This window comes from Shinella kummerowiae (assembly GCF_009827055.1).
In the GTDB taxonomy this organism is placed as follows: domain Bacteria; phylum Pseudomonadota; class Alphaproteobacteria; order Rhizobiales; family Rhizobiaceae; genus Shinella; species Shinella kummerowiae.
Window position 1 is genome coordinate 114,135 of sequence record NZ_WUMK01000004.1, and the last position, 21,636, is coordinate 135,770.

Sequence of the window (21,636 nt, forward strand, 5' to 3'; positions counted from 1 at the left end):
CGCCGGAGCCCCGAACCAAGGGAAATCCCATGAGACGCTTTGAATACCATCGGGCGGAAACGCTGGAGCATGCCTCGCGCCTTCTTGTCGAGCTTGGCGACGACAGCTTCCTGTTTGCCGGCGGAACGGACCTGCTGGTCGAAATCCGCGAGCGGCTGCGCCGCGTGCGCAATGTCATCGACATCAAGTCGATCCTCGGCCTTTCCGACATCACCTATGACGAGGCGCGCGGCCTGACCTTTGGCGCGCTGGTGACAGTTGGACGGCTGGAGCGCCTGCCGCTGGTGTGCCAGCGCTATCCGAACCTGCGCGCGGCCTTCGCTTCGCTCGGCTCTATCCAGGTGCGCAATCGCGCCACCGTCGTCGGCAATATCTGTCGCGCCTCGCCATCGGCGGACACGATTCCGCCGCTGATCGCCGACGGCGCCTTCGTGCACATCTACAGCCGCACGAACATGCGGGTGGTCCCGCTTGCCGAATTCTTCACCGGCCCGGGCAAGAGCGTACTCGCCAAGGGCGAGATCGTTACCGGTATCACCGTTCCGCCGGCGCTGGACAACAGCGGCAAGGCCTATCTCAAACATGGTCGCCGCAAGGCGATGGAACTGTCCACCGTCGGCGTTGCCGTCAGCCTCACCATGGAGGACGGCCTCTGCAACGACATCCGCATCGCGCTCGGCGCCGTCGGCGCGACCGTGCTGCGGGCGCCGGAGGCGGAAGCCATGCTGCGCGGTACGGCGCTCGATGCGGCGACCATCAAGACCGCCGCGAACAAGGCGATGGAGGAATGCACGCCGATCAGCAACGTGCGCGCCAGCGCCGATTACCGCCGCGACATGGTGGGCGTACTGACCGGCCGCGCCATCAAACAGGCACTGGAGGCTTTCGCATGAAACGGATCGTCGAACTCACCATTAATGGCGAGGCGCGCGACATGGCGGTGGAAACCTGCTGCTCGCTGCTCGACGCGCTGCGCGACGATGTCGGCCTCACCGGCACCAAGAAGGGCTGCGACGTTGGCGATTGCGGGGCCTGCACCGTGCTGGTCGATGGCGAGCCGGTCAATGCCTGCCTGATGCTCGCCGTCGAAGCTCAAGGCCGTTCGATCGAGACGGTCGAAGGGCTCCAGCCGAGCGTCGATACGCTGCATCCGTTGCAGGATGCCTTCATGCGGCACGGCGCCTCGCAATGCGGCTTCTGCACGCCCGGCATCCTGATGATGGCCAAGAAGCTGCTCGCCGACAATCCGCGCCCGACCGACGAAGACATCCGCTTCGGCCTCAGCGGCAATATCTGCCGCTGCACCGGCTACACCAAGATTTTCGACGCGATCAAATCCGCCGCGCGCGAGATGGAGGCTGCAAGATCATGAACATCAACACCCCTATCGAAGAGCGCGAGTTCAAGATCGTCGGCAAGAGCGTTCGCCGTGACGACGTGCTGGAAAAGGTAACGGGCGAGGCCGAATATACCGGCGACGTCAAGCTCGCCGGCATGCTGTACGGCAAGACCAAGCGCGCGACCGTCGCCCATGCGCGCATCAAGAGCATCGATGTCAGCAAGGCGCTTGCCTATCCCGGCGTCAAAGCCGTGCTGACGCATGAAAACGTGCCGCGCGTGCTGCATTACGGCTCGCCGCATCCGCGCTCGGCCTCCTGCACCAAGGACCAGTATATCCTCGACAAAAAAGTGCGGTTCTGGGGCGAGGGCGTCGCCGCCGTCGCCGCCATCTCGGAAGAGATCGCCGACGAGGCGCTCGATCTGATCGAGGTGGAATACGAGGCCCTGCCGGCCGTGTTCGAGCCTGAAGACGCGGCCCTTCCGGGCGCTCCGCTGATCCACGAGGTCGGGCCGGGTGGCAACCTGGTGCTCGATCCGGTGCGCGTCAACCGGGGCAATGTGGAGGCCGGTTTCGCCGAGGCGGATTTCGTGCTGGAAGGCACGTTTTCCGGCGGCCGTCCGCATCCGGCCTATATGGAGCCGAATGTCTGCATCGCCGACTGGGACGGCTCGAACAAGCTGACCTTCTGGACCTCCACGCAGTCCTCCTTCATGGTGCGCGGCATCCTGGCCGAAGTGCTCGGCCTGCCACTCACCAAGGTGCGCGTGCTGGTCGACCATATGGGTGGCGGCTTCGGTGCCAAGCAGGACTGTTTCCAGCACGAATTTTTGTGCGCGCTGCTTGCGAAGGAAACGCGCCGCCCGGTGAAGATGGAATTCACCCGCCACGAGACCTTCATTGCCGGCCGCGCGCGCCATCCCTGCCGGATCTGGCTGAAGCAGGGTTTCAAGAACGACGGCACGCTGGTCGCGCGCGACATGAAGCTCGTCTACGATTCGGGCGCTTACGGTTCACACGGCCCGGGCGTGACGATTGTCGGCACCACCGCCGCCACCTCGCTCTATCGCTGCGAGAATGTGCGGCTGGAAGGGCGCTGCCTCTACACCAACACGCCGATCAACGGTGCCTTCCGCGGTTATGGCGTGGTGCAGAGCTATTATGCGCTCGATATCCAGATGGACGAGGCGGCCGAACGGTTGGGCATGGACCCGGCCGAACTGAAACTGAAGAACGTTGTGCGGGAAGGCGACATCGCGCCGTCCGGCCATCCGATCCTCGGCCACGGGCTGGAAATCTGCCTCCAGCACGGCATCGACGTGCTCGACTGGAAGGCACTGCGCAACCGCGACCGCACGCCGGACCCGAGCCAACCGCATATCCGCATCGGCTGGGGAGTCGGCTGCGAAATGCACGGCTCCTCTGCCTATCCCGGCATCAAGGAGCAGGGCAACGCCACCGTGAAGGTCAACGAGGACGGCACGGTGACGTTGCTCACCGGGGCGGCCGGCCTCGGCACCGGCGCACACACCGCGCTGGCGCAGATTGTCGCGGAAGAACTCGGTGTGCGTTTCGAGGATATCGGCACCATCCATGGCGACACCGACGTGGTGCCGTGGGATATCGGCGCCTTCGCCAGCCACACGACCTATCTCGTCGGCACCGCCGCCAAGATGGCCGCCACCAAGGTGCGCGCCTCCGTTCTCGAGCGCGCCGCGATGAAGCTGCAAGTCAAGCCCGACGAGATCGACCTTTCCGAAGGCAAGATCTTCGTCAAGGCCGAGCCAGGCCGCTTCATGACAGTCGCCGAAGCCATGGGACCGTCGCGCGGCATTCCCGCCGCCAATATCGTCGCGAACGGCACCTACGAGCCGACGAAATCCTACTCCTTCGCCGCGCATTTCACCGAGGTGCATGTCGATACGGAAACCGGCATCGTCGAGGTCAAACGCGTCATACCGGTGCACGATATCGGCCGGGTCATCCACCCGATCGCGGCACAGGGCCAGATCGAGGGCGGCATCCAGCAGGGCATCGGCCACACGCTGACCGAAGACTACGTGATCGACAAGAAGACCGGCCGGTCGCTGAACGCCGGCCTGGTCGATTACAAGATGCCGCTGTCGATGGACATGCCCGACATCGAGACGATCATTCTCGAAGCGGCCCCCGATCCGGGCGGCCCCTGGGGCGCCAAGGGGGTGGGCGAAGACCCGATCATCGCCATCGGTCCGGCCATCGCCAACGCCATCCACGACGCCATCGGCGTGCGTTTCCACCACTATCCGATCACCCCGGAAGACATCCTGAAAGCACTGAGGGAGAAGGGCGCATGAACATGCATATCGAACCGGCCAGCAAGAAACTCCCGATCACGATCCTCACCGGCTTTCTCGGCTCGGGAAAGACGACGCTGCTCAACTACATCCTCACCGAACGCCACGGCCACCGCATCGCGGTGATCGAAAACGAGTTCGGCGAGGTGGACGTCGACAGCGACCTGGTGCTCGCCTCCGACGAAGAGATCTTCCAGATGCAGAACGGCTGCATCTGCTGCTTCGTCGATGTGCGCAACGACCTGATCGACGTGATGAAAAAGCTCTTGAGCCACAAGGACAAGTTCGACCACATCATCGTCGAGACCTCGGGGCTGGCCGACCCGACCCCCGTCGCCACCGCCTTCTTCGTCGACCGCAGCGTCGCTGACGAGGTGGAACTCGACGCCGTCGTCACGCTGGTCGACGCCATGCATATCGACCAGCACCTTTATGATCCGGTGCTCGATGGCAGCGACAACCAGGCGGTCAACCAGATCGTCGCCGCCGACCGCATCCTTGTCAACAAGATCGACCTTGCCTCCGAGGAAGCGCTCGGCGAACTCGAAGGGTCGCTGCGCAGGCTCAACCAGACGGCGCCGATCCTGCGCTCGACCTATGGCAAGGTGGACCTGTCCAACATCCTCGGCGTCAACGGCTTTCGGCCGTCCTATGTGCGCGAGCGGGCGGAAATCCTCGACATCGACATGGACGACGACCACGACGCGCATGGCCATCACAGCCACGATTGCCATGATGCGGCCTGTGACCATCCGGACCACGAACACCACCTTGAATGCCACGACGCCGCCTGCGACCACCCGGACCATCGCCATGATCATGACCACAAACACGACCATGCAACGGCCCTGCGCCCGCACCGCCACGATGCAACGGTGAAGTCCCACTCCTTCGTCTACCCGCAATCCTTCGACGGCGAGAAACTGGCGGGTTTCCTGAAGGATTATCTCGGCGAACACGGCGACGACATTTTCCGCACCAAGGGCATCGTGTCGGTGGCAAACGATGACCGATTCTTCGTGCTCCAGGCCGTTCACAAGCTGGTCGATTTTCGTCCCGATCACGCCTGGGGTGAGGATACGCCGAAATCGAAATTCGTCTTCATCGGCCGCAATCTCGATCGTGACAGCATAGACAGAAACTTGCGCGCATGCCTGGCGGCCTAGCGGCGCTTCTCCTGCCGCTACCCGCCTGCTCAAGACCTTCTGTCTGAACCGCCCGCGCACCCTCCAGCGCGCGGGCGGTCGCTGGCTTTTTTATGAAAATACCTTTTAAAAATAATCACTTAGATTGATATTTTAATTGACATAAAGCCGCTGCCGTGGTCTTTTCGGCGTCGAGTAGAAGCACCGACAATTGCTCACCGTCTGTTGGAAGATGAGGCTGCGATGTCGATGCTGACTACGAAAGGAACACCCGCCGTTTGTGCCCCGTTTCGGGCCCCGGCCGTTCTTCTCCGTCATCGGCGTTTCCTGAGTTCGCGGATCCACGCCCGGCGCCTGCCGGCATGGCGTTCATCGCGCGGCCCCGCATCGACCGGACCCTCTACGACAGGAGAACACGAATGATAATCGACCTAAGCTGCTACCCCACCGATCTGGTGGACCTGGCTTGGCGCCATGACGGACCGCCGTTTACCGGCGACAAGCTTTTGAAAATGATGGACGGCCCGTATTATGTGAACGGTAAGCCGCGCCGGATCGACAAGGCCTTCATCCAGCCGCCGCAGGGCAACACCATCTACACGCATGAAGTCATGGACCTGGAAGGCAAGGCCGCCATCCGCCAGTACATGGCCTATACCGAAAAGATGGTGACCGAGCATCCCGACCGTTTCCTCGGCTGCTTCGTCTACAACCCGCGCTACGGCACGCAGAACGGTGCCGAAGAAATCGAACGCTACGCCAAGGAGTTCGATTTCAAGATGGTGCAGCTGCAGGCCAACATGCACGCCTATCGCCCCGACCGCGCGCTCGACTGGTTGCGCCCGGCGCTCAAGAAATGCGCCGAGCTCGGCCTGATGGTGAAGGTGCATACCGGCGACGGTCCGTATTCGATCCCGACCGAATTCTACCCGATCATCCGCGAGTTCCCGGAAGTGAACTTCATCCTCGCGCACTTCGGCGTGCAGACCGGCGGCGTCTACGTGTTCGAGCCGATGCAGATGGCGCTGGATACGCCGAGCGTCTACGTCGAATCCGGCTGGTGCCTCCAGTCGCGTATCGTCGAATTCGCCAAGGTGCTGCCAAAGCACAAGATCCTCTTCGGCTCCGATACGCCGCCGAACGAGCCGGGCATGTGGATCAACCTTCTGGAAGTCCTCTGCCACGAGCCGCCGCAGGGCATGAACCTCGATGAAGATACGCTGGAGGATTACCTCGGCAACAACGTCGCCCGCATGATCGGTCTCGAGCCGACCAAGGCACCGGCAAGCGTCGAAGAAGCCGAGGCGTATCTGCGCCAGCACGGCGTCTCGCTCGCCGCGTAAACTGAACGGAGTGAACCATGATCATCGATACCCATCTTCACCCGACCAACCTCGTCGACGAGGCGTGGCGCCACACGGGAACGCCCTTCACCGGCGAGCGCATGCTCAAGCTGATGGACGGCCCCTACATGATTAACGGCAAGCCGCGCCGGATCGACATGGGCTTCATCCAGCCGCCGCCGGGCAATACCGGCTACCGTGACGGCAACCGCAAGGGCCGCGACGGCATTCGCGACTACATGGCCTACATCGCCGAGCTTTGCGAAAAGTATCCGGACCGCTTCATCGGCAACTTCAACTACAACCCGCGCTGGGGCCCCGAAAACGGCGCTGCGGAGCTGGAATTCCACGTCAAGGAATACGGTTTCAAGATGCTGAAGTTGCATGCGAACATGCACGGCTATCGTCCTGACCGTGCACTCGACTGGCTGCGTCCGGCGATGAAGAAGTGTGCCGAACTCGGCGTCGTCGTGCTCATCCACACCGGCGACGGCCCGTATACCATCCCGACGATGTTCTACCCGATCATCCGCGAGTTCCCGATGGTCAACTTCATCATCGGTCACTTCGGCATCCAGACGGGCGGCAACTACTCGTTCGAATCCTTCTGGATGGCGATGGACACGCCGAACGTTTACTGCGAATCTGGCTGGTGCTTCCAGTCGCGCATCGTGGAGTTCGCCCAGCAGCTGCCGAAGAACAAGATCGTCTTCGGCACGGACAGCCCGCCAAACGATCCGGGCATGTGGCTGCGCGAGCTGGAAGTGCTCTGCAAGGACCCACCGCACGGCATCAACCTCTCCGAGGACGATCTGGAAGGCTATCTCGGCAACAACATCGCCAAGCTCGTCGGCATCGATCCGTCGCCGCCGCCGCGTGACGTGAGGGACGCCCAGGCCCGCCTGACGGATTCTTACGCCGGCGTCGACCGCGCCACCGGCAAGCATCTGCTGCAGCCGGCTTGATCTGACAAGGAAACGCCCGTCGCTCATTGGCGGCGGGCGCAAGACCCCCTCATCCGGCCCTTCGGGCCACCTTCTCCCTGTGAGGGAGAAGGTGAAGTGCGGACCTCACGGTTTCCCCCTTCTCCCCACCGGGGAGAAGGTGCCGGCAGGCGGATGAGGGGGTTTTTACACATCGGGCGGACCGAAAGCGCCGCCAACCCCGAACACCGAGGCCGAGACATGAGCCAGTACCACAAGCAAGACGTTCGCCGTTTCCTGGCCGATTACCAGGCGGAACATCCCGAGGACGTCATCACCATCGACCGGCCGGTCTCGGACGATCAGGACGCCACAGCGCTGATCTGGACCCTCGCGGACAAGGGGCAGCACCCGATGCTGCACCTCAAGAATGTCAGCGGCATCGGCGCCGAGGTCATCTGCAATATCTTCGCCTCGCGGGATCGCATCGCCCGCCTTCTCGGCTCGACCGCCGACAAGCTGCACGAGGCCTATCAGGCGCGTTCGAACAAGCCCTTCACCCCGGAACTGCTGGAAAGCGGCCCGATCACCGAAGAGATCATCTCCGGCGACGCCGTCGACCTCAACATGCTGCCGATGCTGAAGCACTTCGACACCGACCGCGCGAAATACATCACCTCGGGCATCATCATCGGCGAGCATCCGGAAACCGGTGCGGGCAATCTCAGCTATCACCGCGCGATGATCCATTCGAAGAATTCGCTGGCGACCTCGCTGCATTCGCGCGGCCATCTCTGGCGGCTGATGAACATGGCGAAGGAGAGGGGCAAGCCGATGCCCGTCGCCATGGTGATCGGCGGCCATCCGCTGTTCATGATCGCCGCCTCCGCCCGCCTTGCCTTCGGCGAGGACGAGCGCGATGTCGCCGGCGGCCTGATGGGCGAACCCTTGCAGGTCGTGCGCACGCCGAAATACGGCATCCGCGTTCCCGCCCATGCCGAGATCGTGCTGGAAGGCGTGATCGATCCCGAGGCGCATGTGGAAGAGGGGCCGTTCGGCGAGTTCACCGGCTATTCTTCCGACCGCTCGACCAACAACCTCTTCACCGTCGAGACCATCATGCGCCGCCGCGATGCCATGCTCGTTTCCGTCGCGGGCGGCAATTCGGCCGAGCACCTGAACCTTGGCCGCGTGCCGCGCGAGGCTGAAGTCGTGGAGAAGCTGAAGGCCCGTTTCCCCTCGATCACCGCCGTGCACTACCCGTCCTCCGGCACCCATTTCCACGCCTATATCGCGATGAACCAGACCCGCGAGGGCGAGGCGCGGCAGGTCATGCTTGGCCTGCTCGGCTGGGACCAATATCTGAAGAACGTCGTGGTGGTGGATGCCGATGTGGACATTACCAAGGACTCGGAAGTCCTCTGGGCGCTCGCCACCCATTTCCAGCCGCACAAGGATGTCGTTATCATCGAGGGCCTGCCGGGCAATGCGCTCGATCCCTCGGCCAGCGGTATCGGCACAACCTCGCGCATGGGGCTCGACGCCACGCGCGGCCCGAACTTCCATGGCGTGCGCGCGCGTATCAGCGATGAAGCGTCCGCCCGCGCCACGGCCCTCCTCAAAAACGTGGGATAAAGGTCATGACGCGGCCAAGACGCATGATCGTCGGCATTTCGGGCGCTTCCGGGGTCATCTACGGCAAGCGCATCCTCGAAGTGCTGCGCGATCTCGAGATCGAGACGCATCTCATCATGTCGCGCGCCGCCTGCATCACGCTCGCGGCCGAGGCGGATTTCACCAGGCAGGATCTGGAAGCACTGGCGACGACCACCCATTCCAACAAGGATATCGGCGCTGTCTGTTCCTCCGGTTCCTACAAGACGCTCGGCATGATCGTTGCGCCCTGTTCGGTGAAGACCATGGCGGAAATCGCCACGGGCGCGACCGACAACCTCTTGTCGCGGGCCGCCGACGTCGTGTTGAAGGAGCGCCGCCGGCTCGTCCTTATGCTGCGCGAGACACCGCTGCATCTTGGCCATATCAGGAACATGGCGCAGGTGACGGAAATGGGCGGCATCATCTATCCGCCCGTGCCGGCCTTCTACGCCAAGCCGCAGAGCCTCGCCGACATGGTCGATCACACCGTTGGACGCGTGCTCGATCTTTTCGACCTGGACCCCGGCATCGTGCGCCGCTGGCAGGGAACGCAGGGCGAGGTGGTGTGACATGGCCGTTCGCATCGCCCCCGAGCCGGAGACGCTGGAGCCACGCGCCGCCTTCCTCTCGGACGATGCGATCGACATTCTCGCCTTCGCCGCGCAATCCATGACGGAAGGCCATGCTGCGGCTCTCGTCACTCTCGTCGAAATCCGCGGCGGCGCGGCCCGCGCCATCGGCGCGCAAATGGCGGTGCGCGAGGACGGCCTCTATTGCGGCTTCGTCTCCGGCGGCTGTACGGAGGCGGCCGTCGCCGCCGAAGCCATGATGGCCCTTCAAAAGGGCCTGGACCGCAACCTCCGTCTCGGCGAGGGTTCACCTTTCTTCGATATCGTGCTGCCCTGCGGCGGCGGCATCACGCTCGCCATTCATGTCCTGCGCGATGCCGCCGTGCTGCACCACGCGCTGGCGGCCCTTCAGCGCCGCATCCCCGTGAGCCTGCGCTATCATGCCGGCAGCCAGACGCTCGCCCTTGAGGCCGATGAGGGCAAAACCGGTTGGGACGGCGAGGGTTTCGTCCGCGCCTACCGCCCAAGGGAAAGGCTCGTGCTTGGCGGCACCGGCATGGAGGTCAGCACCGTGGCGCAGGTCGCGGCTGCATCCGGCTACGAGGTCCTGCTGCTGGAACGGGGCCAGGCACCGACAAACGATCAGTTGGACCGCGACACCGCCGTCGCACTGCTGTTCCACGACATTGATCGGGAATTGGCATTGCTCGAACGCGCCTTGGCATCGAGGGTCTTCTACATCGGCGCGCTCGGAAGCCGCCGCACGCACGCAAAACGCTGCGCAGCCTTGCGACAACGTGGCTACGGTGACGGCGACCTCGCCCGGATCAAGGCCCCCATCGGAATTTTCGACAAGGCAAGGGATGCGCGCACACTGGCGCTCTCGATCGTCGCCGATGTTGCGCAGGCGCGGCTGAACGACTGCTGAAAGATCCAGTGTTCAGGCGAAGCTGTTTGAACGAGGCTCGGGAACAAATCATCTACCTGCGAAAAAAGGCCCGGAGATTCTGGGCCTTTTCGTATCAATTTAAACGGTTACTGCCAGGAGGCAGGAAAATTTCAGCGCAGAAATCCTCCGATCAGAGAAGGAAGTCGCTGGCGTTGAGATCGCTCAACTTGAAATCGTGCAGAACAATGATGTCGGTGCTGGTAAATTTAATCTGGACGTCTGCACCGACCTGCGTCGATCGGACCAATACCGAGTTTATCGATGAGAAGTTGTAAGACCGCAAATCGATATCATCAATGTTGTTCTGGAAGTCGATGATCGTGTCCTTACCATAACCCTTGGCAAAATAAAAGTCATCGCCGCCGCCACCGCCGGTCAATACATCATTGCCCCTGCCACCGGTAATTTTGTTGACGCCGCTGTTGCCGACCAACCTGTCATTGAACGCACTGCCCAGCAGGTTTTCGATGGACGAATAGGTATCCCCCGCGGCATCGCCAGTATTGGTTGACGAATTCGCCAGGTTGGCCCGCACAGCGGCTTTGGCATCGGAGTAGGAGGCTGTGTCCGTTCCGCTGCCGCCAATCAGTTTGTCGGCACCCGCTCCGCCCGTCAGAGTATCGCTGCCGGTGCCACCGGTAAGCATGTTGACACTGCTGTTGCCGACCAACCTGTCATTGAAAGCGCTGCCCAAAAGATTTTCGATGGACGAATAGGTATCCCCTAAGGCATCACCTGTATTGGTTGACGAATTTGTCAGATTGGCTCGCACGGCGGCTTTGGCCGTGGCGTACGAGGCTGTGTCCGTTCCGCTGCCGCCGATCAGTTTGTCGGCACCTGCTCCGCCCGTCAGAAGGTCGTTTCCGGTGCTGCCGTCCAGCGTATCGACTCCCGCACCACCGTCCAGTTTGTCGTTGCCGGCGAAACCATAGAGCTTGTCGTTGCCGTTGTTGCCAACGAGACTGTTGGCACCCTGGTTGCCACGGATCGTATCGCTGCCGCTACCGCCTTTGGCGTTTTCAATGAGAGACCGTAGGTCGCCATTGAAGAGAAGCGCATTGAAAATATTGCCGCGCGCGAAAGCGTCAACTTCAAAGTTCAACTTGGCAAGCTGAACTGCGCTGAACTTGGAGTGCAAGCCCGGGCGCAGGTCAATTGAAAGGGCCGTTGTATAGGCCGACAAGTCGTAGGTGTCTGTGCCGCCGCCATCCCAGATCGTTGCAAAAATTCGATTGCCGCCGGCATCAATCGCGACTTGGCCGTTCACCAGCGTATCACCACTATTGGGATTCCACTTGTAGACAGTGTTGCCCGAGTTTGTTGAGAAGTCGGCACCGTACATTTGCTGTAACGCTGCGATGTCATACATCATATATGTTTGCGCGTAGCCGAATTCCTCGTTCCTATAACCATCGATAGGTCCACCAACATTCGAGCGGTACGTCATGATGGAATATTCCATCGAGTCCGTGTTGCTCGGCAGGGCAGGAAAACCGAATTCCGCTTCATGGCCGTGTTTCAGACCGAGCGCATGACCGATCTCGTGCAGCATGGTTGCCCAGGCGTAGTTTCCCGCGACCGGCGAGCGATAGTCGAACGAGCGGCCAAACCACACATCACCGCCGACCGCCGCGGTCGTCGGGAAATACGCATGAGCCGTTCCGGAGCCGTTGGTTTCGGCAAAGCGCAGGGTCGCCGTCGTGTTGCTGCCGCCCGAGATCGTGACGTTTGTGAAACCCTCAACGGAAAAACCGTCATTTGCCGCCGGGCCGAAAGCCGTGTCGAGGGCAAACTTGGCGGCATTCTGCTGCAGCGTCGATACCGTCCCGAAGACGTTCGTGGGCTCACCCGTATAGGAATAATCCGACGAGGCGGTGGGAAAAGCATAGGTGATCGGACCGTCCCATGCGGTGCCAAAAAAAAGACCGTCGGTTGTCTGCGTCCCGGTTGCAGTTACCGTCTTGGTGGTCTTGCCTGTGCCTGTCATATCGCGATCTCCGGAGATTGGGTGGACTATCCATGGTCTTTCGCCATGGATAGTCCTCAATTGGCGTGGAAACTCATGCGCGTTGAATTGCGCTTGCAACGCGTTACTGATTCATTAACGTCCTAACACAGAACGGATGACAGCAGCATGCTATTCGCGCGGAGATTCAAAGTGTTCTTTAAAATATCCATGATGGCAACGACCTGTCTTGTGCTGTCGGCCGCAAGCAACGGGCCCGAAGGCACGGGTGGTACGATGATTCCGCCGACGGACCCTGAAATCGTCGTCGAGGCCGAATACAAGAGCTTCAAAGCAAAAGGCACGCGGGAGGCGCTTGAGCTCTTCATCGCGCGCCATCCTGACCACCCCCTTGCCGAGAAGGCACGGGAGGATATCCGCCGCCTGGGCAAATGAGCGGATACAGATTGACAGAAAGTCGGTAGGGCGCCTATGGCGCCCTATTCTATGTGTTTCGTTCCATTGTCATATTAGATTTCGGTGAGGGGATTTTCCTCTCGTCTCATCCCGTAGCGAAGATACACCCGAATAAAGCCGAAGGCCCGTCCGTCGATTAGAGGATTGCGGTTGACGAATGTCATGGGCCTTGCCAGCATGCCCCCGGGATTCCGACCGACCGGCTGAATGTGGGGGCATACGTTGACTGCGGGTTCCATCATCGCGACGCTTTTGATTGTCTTTGCCGGCCTTCTGGCCGTGCCGGCTGTCAGCCATACCAATGCGGGAACCACGTTTTCGCTGATGGCCTCTTCCATGGCCTTCGTGGCCATGGGGATCGCCCAGTTCATGGCAACACGCCCGCCTTTCATCGAAAGGCTTTTCGGCGGACTTGACCGTATCTACCAGTTCCATCGCAAGATCGGCATCGCGGTGCTCTGTCTTATCCTGGTGCACTATTTCATTGCACCGGATTTCCAGGGGCTTTCCGTGACGAGCGGGCTGAACCAGCTTGCGAAGACGGCGGGGGAGTGGGCGTTCTATGCCTTTGTCTTCCTGCTGGTCCTCAGCATCGTCAAGGTGATCCCGAAGACGCGTTTCCAGATTCCCTATCAGTACTGGCGCATCACGCACCGCTTCATCGGCCTGCTCTTCGTGATGGTGGCGTTCCATCAGATGTTCATCAAGCGCCCTTATGACGGCACGGCACTGCTGGCGACCTATCTCAATCTGTTCGCTCTCATCGGCATTGTAAGCTACGCCTATACGCAGCTCCTGCCATGGCTTCGCACGCGCAGATACGAGGTTGTCAATGTCGAGCGCCATGACGGGGCGACGATCATTTCGGCGAGACCGATCGGCGGGAAGCTTCGGGCGAAGCCTGGCCAGTTCGGTTTCTTTCGCGTCAACAAGCCGGGTCTTCGCGAGCCGCATCCTTTCACCATCGCCGGCATCGAGGATGATGGTTCCGTCCGTTTCGCCATCAAGCCACTCGGTGATTATACAAAGGCGCTGCGCGAGACGGTTGCGGTCGGCGATGCCCTGACGCTCGAGGGTGGCTACGGTCATTTCAATCATAAACGTGGCGGCAAGAAACAGATCTGGCTTGCCGGCGGCATCGGCGTCACACCCTTCCTCGCCATGGCGAGCCGGCTGAAAGGCGACGAGGGGCAGGATATCCACATGGTTTATTGCGTGCGCGACGGCGCCGAGGCGATCGGCCTCGAGACGTTCCGCGCGCAGGCGGAAAAGCTCGAGAACTTCAACTTCGTTCTGCACAATTCGGCGACCGATGGGCGCTTCGATGCAACGAAGCTGGTCGCGGGCACATCGATGAACCCCGCCGAGGCCGACCTGTGGTTCTGCGGTCCACCGCCCTTGCGAATGGCCATTGAAAAAGGATTGAAGGAACTCGGCAAGGCACCACGCCGCGTCGAGTTCGAGCGTTTCGAGTTTCGGTAGGATAGTTCCCGAAGAAACTGCGAAGCGGTTTTGCATCCGGAATTGTGTGAGAGATTGAATTTCCAGCCGGTCCGCCGGCCTCTTGGAGCGAGGGAACAAGCCATGCGCATGTTCAAGACATCACTTTCCCGTCGGCGCTCGGGCATTGCCGCAACGCTTGGCCTTGCCATGTTGACCTTCTGTCCCATCGGGGCATCGGCGATCGACCAGTTCGCGTCGGATGCGTTCGGCACCTACCAGCCGAATGCCGACAACGGCAAGGTCGTGTTCGGCGCCGCTGGCTGTGGCGCCTGCCATGGCTCGGGCGACAACACCGAACTGCTGTCCGGCGGCATGGAAATGCAGACGGCGATCGGGAAATTCTTCGCGCCAAACATCTCCGCCCATCCGAACGGCATCGGCGGCTGGTCCAATGCGGACTTCCTGAATGCCGTGATGGTCGGCCTCGACAAGGAAGGCAACAACCTTTACCCGGTCATGCCCTATACGTCCTATGGCGGCATGAAGCCGGAGGACGTGCTGGATATCAAAGCCTATATCGAGACGCTGCCGCAATCGGATGCCGCCTCGCAAGAGCATGAGATTGCCTTCCCGTTCAACCGGCAGACCACGCTCACACTTTGGAAGCGCAGCCACTTCACCGTGCAGGCTTACCAGCCGCGCGAGGAAACCCAGATGGAGCGTGGCCGCTATCTCATCGAGAATGTCGGTGGCTGCGGTGATTGCCACACGCCGCGCACCACGACCTATGGCCTTGATCTCGCCCGTGCCTATGAGGGTGAAAAGGGCCTGACCGGCGCTGTCGCACCGGATATCACCAAGGCGCGCATGAGCGGGCTGGCGTCCCACGAGGTCTTCACCAAGGGCCTGATCGACGAGGGCAAGAAACTCTCCGGTTCGCCGCTGTCGGATCCGGTCATGCGCCGCATCGCACAGGGCCTTTCGACGCTGTCCGATGAAGACAAGCAGGCCATGTATGCCTTCCTTGCCGATCGCGAGGTGAAGGTGACACCGGTCGAGACCAGCACTGCCCCGGTCTGTAGCGAAGCGACGGCCGAATCCGCGCTCAGCGCCGGGGGTGGCAGTGCGGAATTGGCCTCGGCAGCCGATGCCTTCATCGGCAAATATTGCCGCAACTGTCATGGTCCGGGCGAAAGCTCGCAGGGCTCTTTCCCGTCGGGCGACCTAGCCTCGATTGCCGCCAACCCGGCCTTCGTAACGCCCGGCGACGCTGCCAAATCTCTGCTTTACACCAGCGTCACCAGCGGCCGCATGCCGCTCGGCAAACGCCCGAGCGACGCCGAAGTGCAGGGTCTGGCCGACTGGATCAACTCGCTGAACCAATCGGATATCCCGACAGCGGTTTCCGCAACGCAGACCAAGCGCTCGCGGCCGATGCTGAAATATCTCGATTTCGTCGAGCTGGCGCTGCGCGACATTTCGGAGGTGGACGAACACGACCAGCCGTTCATGCGCTATTTCAGCTACCGCGACCAGTACAACGGCATGATGAGCTGCGAGACGCATGAAACGTTCCTGAAGCGCATGAAGGTTCTCGCCGGTGGCTTCAAGAAGCTTTTGAACTCGCTCTCCTACGGGCCGGAGCTTGTGCTGCCCGAGGAAGTGGAAGGATCCGACGGCCTGCTCGTTCGCGTCGATCTGCGCGACCTCGAATGGAGCCAGGAAGACTACGATTTCCTGATCAACGAGTATTTCTATGGTGTGGATCCGGCGAGCGACGCCCAGCTGCACTCTTTGGCCAAGGCGACGCAGAGCCAGTTGCCGATCATGCGCGTCGACTGGTTCATGAGCAACGGCGCACGGCCGAAGGTCTACAACCGCCTCATGAAGCTGCCGACCAATATTTCGGAGCTTGAAAAGCGCTTCCAGGTGCCTGTCGAGCAGAATATCGAGCGCCGCCGCATCGTTCGTGCGGGCTTCGCCGACGGTTCCTCGGGCGTTTCCGATCACAACCGCATGCTGGAGCGGCACGACATGCCGTTTGGCGGCTACTACTGGAAGTCCTATGACTTTGCCGGCGACGTCGGCAAGCAGGTGCTGAAGCGCTTCCCGGCGGGTCCGGAAGGCGTTCGCCTGAAGGCTGGTCTCGAAGCCTTCGACCATGACGGCGGCGAAATGATCTTCTCGCTTCCGAACGGCATGCAGGGCTACTATCTCTCGACCGACAAGGGCGACCAGCTCGACATCGGCCCGACGGCGATCGTCTCCTTCCGCAAGCGGCCGATCGGCAAGGGTGTGGAGATCATCAACGCCCGCTCGTGCTTCGACTGCCATTTCGACGGCATTCTCTCCAAGCGCGACCAGCTGCGTGAGCATATCGAAACCTCCACGCTGTTCTCCAAGGACCAGCAGGACGAGCTGCTCGCCGTCTATGTGCCGCAGGAGGAACTGAACGAGGTCTACAAGCGCGACACGGACCGTTTTGTCGCCGCGCTCGATCGCCTCGGCATCACGGAAGCAACGTCCGGCGGCGGCAAGACCAGCCTGAAAGCGCCGGGTGGGGCGGAAATCTTCACCTACTTCGCCGACAAGTATGAGGACGAGTTGAACTTCGAGCAGCTGGCTGCCGAGTTCGACATGACGCCGGAGGAGTTCTCCTCCGACATCCGCCGCCTGACCGACGTGAATGCCCTGCGCATCGGTATCGACTGGGTTGCGACGCTCGAATCGGGTGCCACGATCCCGCGCACCGAGGTCGAGGAGCAATATGCCTTCATGCTGGAACCACTGCTGCAGCTGGAACCGCTGAAGCGCGGCGTCAATCCGGACGTTGCCGCCAACAACACCGGCGATGCCTCCTACAATAAGCCGGCCGTGGACAATACGGGCTATCAGCAACCGGAGCAGAAGCAGGAGCAGGCGACCGGCGGCGAGCAGTACCCGGCCAACGACGCCTATGTCACGCCGGCCTACAAGCAGGACGACAAGGCGCAGGCTGAAAAGGTCAAGCTTGCCCTGCATGTCCCGTCGACAAGTGCGAAGGTGGGGGACTATCTGAGCTTCGAGCTCAGCACGAACCATGCCTGCGAGCTTCAGGTGATGTATGTGGAGGACACCGGCAATGTGGAGATCATTCCGGATGTGATGATCGGCAACACGACGCTGAATGTCGGAGAACGCCGCCTGATCCCGCAGCCGGGCACGGGCAACCTGACCTTCGATTCGCCGTCGCCCGGCGAAACGATGCTCGCCTACTGCAAGATCGGCGGCCTCGGCGACCAGAAACTGACGGCCGAGCAGGCCAAGCAGCTGGCTGCCGGTTCGAAGCAGCCGACAACCCGCGGCATCGCGGTCAACCTCGCCAAGCAGGCCGAGAAGGACAACGGTGCGGCCGGTCTCCAGATGGTGACCTTCGAGATCAAATGATAACAGGGGCAGGGGCTTTCGGGCCCCTGTCCATGGCGACCACGAGGATAAGGGCTGGACTGACAATGCTGATGCGATCCCTGGCGGTGACACTCTTCTTACTGGCTGGAGCCGCGCCGGCCGCGGCGGCCTGCGATGCCTTCACCGGCGTCATCGAGGCGTTCAATGCCGGCGACGAGCAGAAGGCACGCTCCTTTGCCGAAACCGCCGGCACGGCCAATTGCAGCGCAAACGAGCGCACCCTGGTCGGTCGCGTCGCGGCTCTGACGGCCTTCAACCGCATCTCGACGGCGGTGGGCAATGGCGGAACGCTGTCCGACCACCGGCAGGAGCTGGAAGACCTCCAGCGGCAGTATGGCGGACCCTGGCAGGTTTTCGACGCGCTGGGCGATCTTGCCCGTGAGCGCAAGGACTACGAGCAGGCAGCACGGTTCTACCAGATTGCACTGGAAGACGGATCGAACGAGACGCTGACGCCGGACTGGATGGCGCCGGACGAACAATACATTCTGCGTCTCGACAAGATGGCGAGCGAAATGCGGCTTGCCGCGCCCCGCCCGGTGAAGCTTGCCATGCGCGGCGGGTGCAAGGTTTCGTTCCGGGGCGTGACGATCAAGAAGAAGTCGACGCCGGTGCGCTACGTCTTCGGCACGGCGGATTTTGCGCCGGAAGGCATCGAGGCGGCTAAGGATCTGGCCGAGTGCCTGAAGACTGTCAAACCCGGCTCGATCACGCTGATCGGGCATACCGATCCCGTCGGCTCCGCTGACGCGAACTACAAGCTGTCGCTCGCCCGCGCCGAAACGCTGAAGACCTATCTCCACGACGCCGGTTATGCCGGCACCATCACCACCGAGGGCAAGGGCGAAGACCAGCCCTTCAAGCCGGACGATGCCAGCGCCTATGACGCGGAAACGCTGAACCAGTTGCACCGTCGCGTGGAAGTGGACGTGCAACAATGATGAAGACTCTGCCCCGTCTGCTGGCGCTGTCTCTCGCCGTCGCCTTGCCGGCGCCGGTTTTCGCGGCACAGACCTACGCGCTCGTCGTCGGCGTCGACCAGTACCCGAACGATGTCAGTCTGGACGGTGCGGTGCGGGACGCGGAAGACGTTTATCGTTCGATGACCGCGGCGGGCTTCACGACCACCAAGTTCACCAACGAGCAGGCCCGCAAGGACGATATCCGCAAGGCCTGGACCGACATGGTGGCACAGGCCGCCGCCGGCGATACGATCATCTTCACCTATGCGGGCCACGGTGCACAGATGCCCGAGCTTGTCGCGGGCGACGAGGCGGATGGCCTCGACGAGTTTCTTCAGCTGCCGGGTTTCGACCGCAACCGTTATGATGAAACATCCAACGAGATCATCGTCGACAACGAGATGAACGCCTGGTTTGCCGAGGCCGAGGGCAAGGGCGTGCATGTGCTGTTCGTCTCGGACAGCTGCTTTTCCGGTGGCATGAGCCGGTCGATCAAGGGCAAGAGCCGCCTCGCACCGGCCGTCAAGGTCAAGCTCGCGCCACCGTCGCAGGAGGCGATCGCCGGCGCCAATCTCAAGGAAATCAGCTTCAAGCAGGTGACGGTGCTGGCGGCCTCGCTGGAAAGCCAGCCGACGCCGGAGGTCATCATCGACGGCGAGCCGCGCGGCGCTCTGAGCTGGAGCTTTGCCCGCGCCGTGGAGGGCAGCGCCGACCGCGATGGGGACGGCGTCATTACCCGTATCGAGCTTGAAGACTATATCTTCTCCAATGTGAAGAACCGCTCGGAAGCCTTGCAGGTGCCGAACTTCATGCCGCAGGTGGCGCGTTCGGATGGTGAGGTCGTCGTGACCTTGACGCGCGGCATCCCGGTCGCGAGCGGCAACACCACGACGACAGACACCGCTGATGACGGCGCGGCCGATGCGGGCAAGACGGTCAAGACGGCGAAGGATCTCGGCTGGACGGGCAACATCGCCCTTCAGATCGACGGCACGGCAGACAAGCCGAAGAATGCCGATGGCACCGGGACGCCCTATCGCTGGGATGTGGCGGGCGGCGTCTTCTACACGCCGAATGGCGATGTCGCGGCCGAAAATGTCGGCGCGGACCGTATCCAGTCCGTAGTGGACAAATATGTGCTGCTCGACTTCCTGAAGGCCATGGCCAGCCAGAATCCCGGTTCCGTGTCTTTGACGCCCACCAAGGATATATATGCTGCCGGCGATCGCCTGCGTTTCGACGCGCCGCCCGGCCGCTATCCGAACATGCTCGTCTTCAACCTCGCCAATACAGGCGAGGTGCAGTTCCTCGACATGCAGGCGGCGGGCACGAACAGTTCCGAATTCAAGCTGACGGATGTCGAGGTCGTCAAACCGTTCGGCGCCGACCACCTCATCACGATCTGGACGGCCGAGCCAGTCGATGCGATCGGCGCGGTGCTGGCGGACAAGAACGTGACGGCCGAAGCCCTGCTGCGGGCGCTGACGACCCGTCTCGACGGCAAGGAAGCCGGCGTCGCCATTCAACCTCTCTACACGCGGGAAACGCTCTGATGATCCGTTACGCCGCCGCTCTTCTCCTGTCGCTTAGCCTTTTCTCCGGGGCGGAGGCCGCCGACCGGGCGCTCCTGATCGGCATCGGCACCTACGCTTCGCTGCCTGAAAAAATGTTCCTCGAAGGGCCGAAGAACGATGTACCGCTGATCGAGAAGCTGCTGAAGGAGAAGCAGGGTTATGCGGCGGATTCCATCCGGGTCCTGCTCGACAAGGATGCGAGCCGCGCGTCAATCCTCGCCAACATCGACGAGTGGCTGGTCAACGGCACGCAGCCGGGCGACCGGGTCTATTTCTACTTCTCCGGTCACGGCCTTCAGGTGAAGGACGTGAGTGGCGACGAGGAGGACGGGCTGGACGAGGCGCTGTCGACCTATGACATCGTTGCCGGCGATGGCGACTGGTCGAATGTCATTCTCGATGACGAGATCGATGCGATGCTGGCGAAGTTGAAGGATCGCGCCGTTTCCATCGTCATCGACGCCTGCCATTCGGGCACGATTTCACGCTCGCTGTCCACGGATGTCGGCGAAGCGCTGGAGAGCGCGCGCTTCCTGCCGCGGCCCTTCGCCAAACCGGTCGACGTGGTGAAGACGCGCGGCCTACGCATCGACGTTGCCGTGGTCGACAAGCCGGAGATCGCCAAGCAGAACGGCGTGGAGGCGTGGAGTGCGGCCTCGTCCTATCAGGTGGCCTGGGATGATACGCGCCTGCCGCCCGAAGAGCGGCACGGCGTTTTCACGCTCTCCTACGTCAATGGCCACGAGATTTCCGCTGCCGATAGCAATGGCAACGGTATCGTCTCCAACGCGGAGCTGCTCGAATATGTGAAGAAGCAGTCGCAGACCTATTGCGCCGCGCAAACGCAGTGCCAGGGTCTCGATCCGCAGCTGGAGGTCAATTACGCGCTGCTTGGTGCCAGCGCCGTCACGCCGGCCGCCGAAGGCGGGCAGCAGTATCAGCAGCCGCAGACCGGCGGCGAAACGCAGCAGAACCCCGACTACGGCAAGGTTGAGGAGGTCAAGGTCGAGAACACGCCGCAGACGGCTTACGTCGCAGCGGACCCGGTGGATGCCGTCGGTGACATTCTCGGCAAGCCGCAGACCGGCGATGTCACGGTGGCGCTCTCCTCCGACCACCTCAAGGCTGGCGATGCCTTCAAGATCAGCGTGACGAGCAGCACAGGCGGGCACCTCATCCTCTACGACGTCGACAAGGACGGCAAGGCGACGCAGATTTTCCCGAACGAGGCGGCGCAGAAGATCACGCCGCTGACGCCGAACATGCCGCTCACCATTCCCGACGACTATTACGGCTTCGATTTCGAGGCGGATGGCCCAAGCGAAAACGTGCTGGTGGCGATCGTCATCGCCGACGATGTCGACCTCACCAAGGTCGCGCCCAACGACTACGGCCTGACCAAGGAACTGGATGCGCGCACCACGATCGCCGAGATCGCCGATACCCTGAAACAGACGTGGACGCGCGATGCTGAAAACCGCAGCGTCAACTGGTCGCTCGGGCTGCTGAAATATACGGTCTATTGAGC

16 protein-coding genes are annotated in these 21,636 nt (G+C 61.9%); 15 read left to right on the forward strand and 1 reads right to left on the reverse strand.

Going from position 1 to position 21,636, the window contains the following annotated elements:
* Positions 1 to 29: 29 nt before the first annotated feature.
* The 9 genes from GR138_RS11415 to GR138_RS11455 all read left to right on the forward strand — a co-directional run bounded on the left by GR138_RS11415 (position 30) and on the right by GR138_RS11455 (position 10,239).
* Entirely contained in the window at positions 30 to 893 is an 864-nt protein-coding gene (locus tag GR138_RS11415) for an FAD binding domain-containing protein (RefSeq protein ID WP_160859389.1), read from the forward strand.
* Positions 890 to 1,372, forward strand: coding sequence for a (2Fe-2S)-binding protein (locus GR138_RS11420; RefSeq protein WP_160859390.1), 483 nt, complete (start codon positions 890 to 892; stop codon positions 1,370 to 1,372). Before GR138_RS11415 ends, GR138_RS11420 begins: the two co-directional genes overlap by 4 nt.
* Entirely contained in the window at positions 1,369 to 3,675 is a 2,307-nt protein-coding gene (locus GR138_RS11425) for a xanthine dehydrogenase family protein molybdopterin-binding subunit (RefSeq protein ID WP_160859391.1), read from the forward strand. The genes GR138_RS11420 and GR138_RS11425 overlap by 4 nt, the downstream gene beginning before the upstream one ends.
* Entirely contained in the window at positions 3,672 to 4,841 is a 1,170-nt protein-coding gene (locus tag GR138_RS11430) for a CobW family GTP-binding protein (RefSeq protein WP_160859392.1), read from the forward strand. Before GR138_RS11425 ends, GR138_RS11430 begins: the two co-directional genes overlap by 4 nt.
* 398 nt (positions 4,842 to 5,239) lie before the next feature.
* Positions 5,240 to 6,163 carry an amidohydrolase family protein gene (locus tag GR138_RS11435; RefSeq protein ID WP_160859393.1) on the forward strand — a complete coding sequence of 308 codons (924 nt, stop codon included), beginning with the start codon at positions 5,240 to 5,242 and terminating at the stop codon, positions 6,161 to 6,163.
* Positions 6,164 to 6,180: 17 nt separating this feature from the next.
* Positions 6,181 to 7,128: an amidohydrolase family protein gene (locus GR138_RS11440; protein ID WP_160859394.1), complete on the forward strand. Its 948-nt coding sequence runs from the start codon at positions 6,181 to 6,183 to the stop codon at positions 7,126 to 7,128.
* A gap of 219 nt (positions 7,129 to 7,347) precedes the next feature.
* Entirely contained in the window at positions 7,348 to 8,721 is a 1,374-nt protein-coding gene (locus tag GR138_RS11445) for a UbiD family decarboxylase (protein WP_160859395.1), read from the forward strand.
* Positions 8,722 to 8,726: 5 nt separating this feature from the next.
* Entirely contained in the window at positions 8,727 to 9,311 is a 585-nt protein-coding gene (locus GR138_RS11450; RefSeq protein WP_160859396.1) for a UbiX family flavin prenyltransferase, read from the forward strand.
* 1 nt (position 9,312) lies between these two features.
* Positions 9,313 to 10,239, forward strand: coding sequence for an XdhC family protein (locus tag GR138_RS11455; protein ID WP_160859397.1), 927 nt, complete (start codon positions 9,313 to 9,315; stop codon positions 10,237 to 10,239).
* A gap of 151 nt (positions 10,240 to 10,390) precedes the next feature.
* Here GR138_RS11455 and GR138_RS11460 read toward each other — a convergent pair whose 3' ends face one another.
* Positions 10,391 to 12,247 (reverse strand): M10 family metallopeptidase, encoded by a 1,857-nt coding sequence (locus GR138_RS11460; protein WP_160859398.1) that lies wholly within the window; start codon positions 12,245 to 12,247, stop codon positions 10,391 to 10,393.
* Positions 12,248 to 12,436: 189 nt separating this feature from the next.
* On the opposite strand from GR138_RS11460, the gene GR138_RS30235 reads away from it, so the two are divergent.
* From GR138_RS30235 to GR138_RS11485, 6 genes are all read left to right on the forward strand, one after another.
* Positions 12,437 to 12,661 (forward strand): tetratricopeptide repeat protein, encoded by a 225-nt coding sequence (locus GR138_RS30235; RefSeq protein ID WP_202402646.1) that lies wholly within the window; start codon positions 12,437 to 12,439, stop codon positions 12,659 to 12,661.
* A gap of 243 nt (positions 12,662 to 12,904) precedes the next feature.
* Positions 12,905 to 14,164, forward strand: coding sequence for a ferredoxin reductase family protein (locus GR138_RS11465; protein WP_160859399.1), 1,260 nt, complete (start codon positions 12,905 to 12,907; stop codon positions 14,162 to 14,164).
* 102 nt (positions 14,165 to 14,266) lie between these two features.
* The gene (locus tag GR138_RS11470; RefSeq protein ID WP_160859400.1) at positions 14,267 to 17,551 is read left to right on the forward strand and encodes a c-type cytochrome; all 3,285 of its coding nucleotides are present in this window, start codon (positions 14,267 to 14,269) and stop codon (positions 17,549 to 17,551) included.
* A 65-nt stretch (positions 17,552 to 17,616) separates the two neighbouring features.
* Complete coding sequence (locus GR138_RS11475; protein ID WP_160859401.1) at positions 17,617 to 18,513, forward strand: OmpA family protein; 897 nt, start codon at positions 17,617 to 17,619, stop codon at positions 18,511 to 18,513.
* Entirely contained in the window at positions 18,510 to 20,087 is a 1,578-nt protein-coding gene (locus GR138_RS11480) for a caspase family protein (protein ID WP_160859402.1), read from the forward strand. The genes GR138_RS11475 and GR138_RS11480 overlap by 4 nt, the downstream gene beginning before the upstream one ends.
* Entirely contained in the window at positions 20,087 to 21,634 is a 1,548-nt protein-coding gene (locus GR138_RS11485; protein ID WP_160859403.1) for a caspase family protein, read from the forward strand. The genes GR138_RS11480 and GR138_RS11485 overlap by 1 nt, the downstream gene beginning before the upstream one ends.
* Positions 21,635 to 21,636 lie beyond the last annotated feature (2 nt).

What these genes read in the sequence shown, in the direction of transcription:
- GR138_RS11420 (WP_160859390.1), top strand. Translation starts at nt 890, where the DNA reads ATGAAACGGATCGTCGAACTCACCATTAATGGCGAGGCGCGCGACATG.
- GR138_RS11435 (WP_160859393.1), top strand. Translation starts at nt 5,240, where the DNA reads ATGATAATCGACCTAAGCTGCTACCCCACCGATCTGGTGGACCTGGCT.
- GR138_RS11430 (WP_160859392.1), top strand. Translation starts at nt 3,672, where the DNA reads ATGAACATGCATATCGAACCGGCCAGCAAGAAACTCCCGATCACGATC.
- GR138_RS11470 (WP_160859400.1), top strand. Translation starts at nt 14,267, where the DNA reads ATGCGCATGTTCAAGACATCACTTTCCCGTCGGCGCTCGGGCATTGCC.
- GR138_RS11445 (WP_160859395.1), top strand. Translation starts at nt 7,348, where the DNA reads ATGAGCCAGTACCACAAGCAAGACGTTCGCCGTTTCCTGGCCGATTAC.
- GR138_RS11480 (WP_160859402.1), top strand. Translation starts at nt 18,510, where the DNA reads ATGATGAAGACTCTGCCCCGTCTGCTGGCGCTGTCTCTCGCCGTCGCC.
- GR138_RS11455 (WP_160859397.1), top strand. Translation starts at nt 9,313, where the DNA reads ATGGCCGTTCGCATCGCCCCCGAGCCGGAGACGCTGGAGCCACGCGCC.
- GR138_RS11440 (WP_160859394.1), top strand. Translation starts at nt 6,181, where the DNA reads ATGATCATCGATACCCATCTTCACCCGACCAACCTCGTCGACGAGGCG.
- GR138_RS11450 (WP_160859396.1), top strand. Translation starts at nt 8,727, where the DNA reads ATGACGCGGCCAAGACGCATGATCGTCGGCATTTCGGGCGCTTCCGGG.
- GR138_RS11460 (WP_160859398.1), bottom strand. Translation starts at nt 12,247, where the DNA reads ATGACAGGCACAGGCAAGACCACCAAGACGGTAACTGCAACCGGGACG.
- GR138_RS30235 (WP_202402646.1), top strand. Translation starts at nt 12,437, where the DNA reads ATGATGGCAACGACCTGTCTTGTGCTGTCGGCCGCAAGCAACGGGCCC.
- GR138_RS11425 (WP_160859391.1), top strand. Translation starts at nt 1,369, where the DNA reads ATGAACATCAACACCCCTATCGAAGAGCGCGAGTTCAAGATCGTCGGC.
- GR138_RS11475 (WP_160859401.1), top strand. Translation starts at nt 17,617, where the DNA reads ATGCTGATGCGATCCCTGGCGGTGACACTCTTCTTACTGGCTGGAGCC.
- GR138_RS11485 (WP_160859403.1), top strand. Translation starts at nt 20,087, where the DNA reads ATGATCCGTTACGCCGCCGCTCTTCTCCTGTCGCTTAGCCTTTTCTCC.
- GR138_RS11415 (WP_160859389.1), top strand. Translation starts at nt 30, where the DNA reads ATGAGACGCTTTGAATACCATCGGGCGGAAACGCTGGAGCATGCCTCG.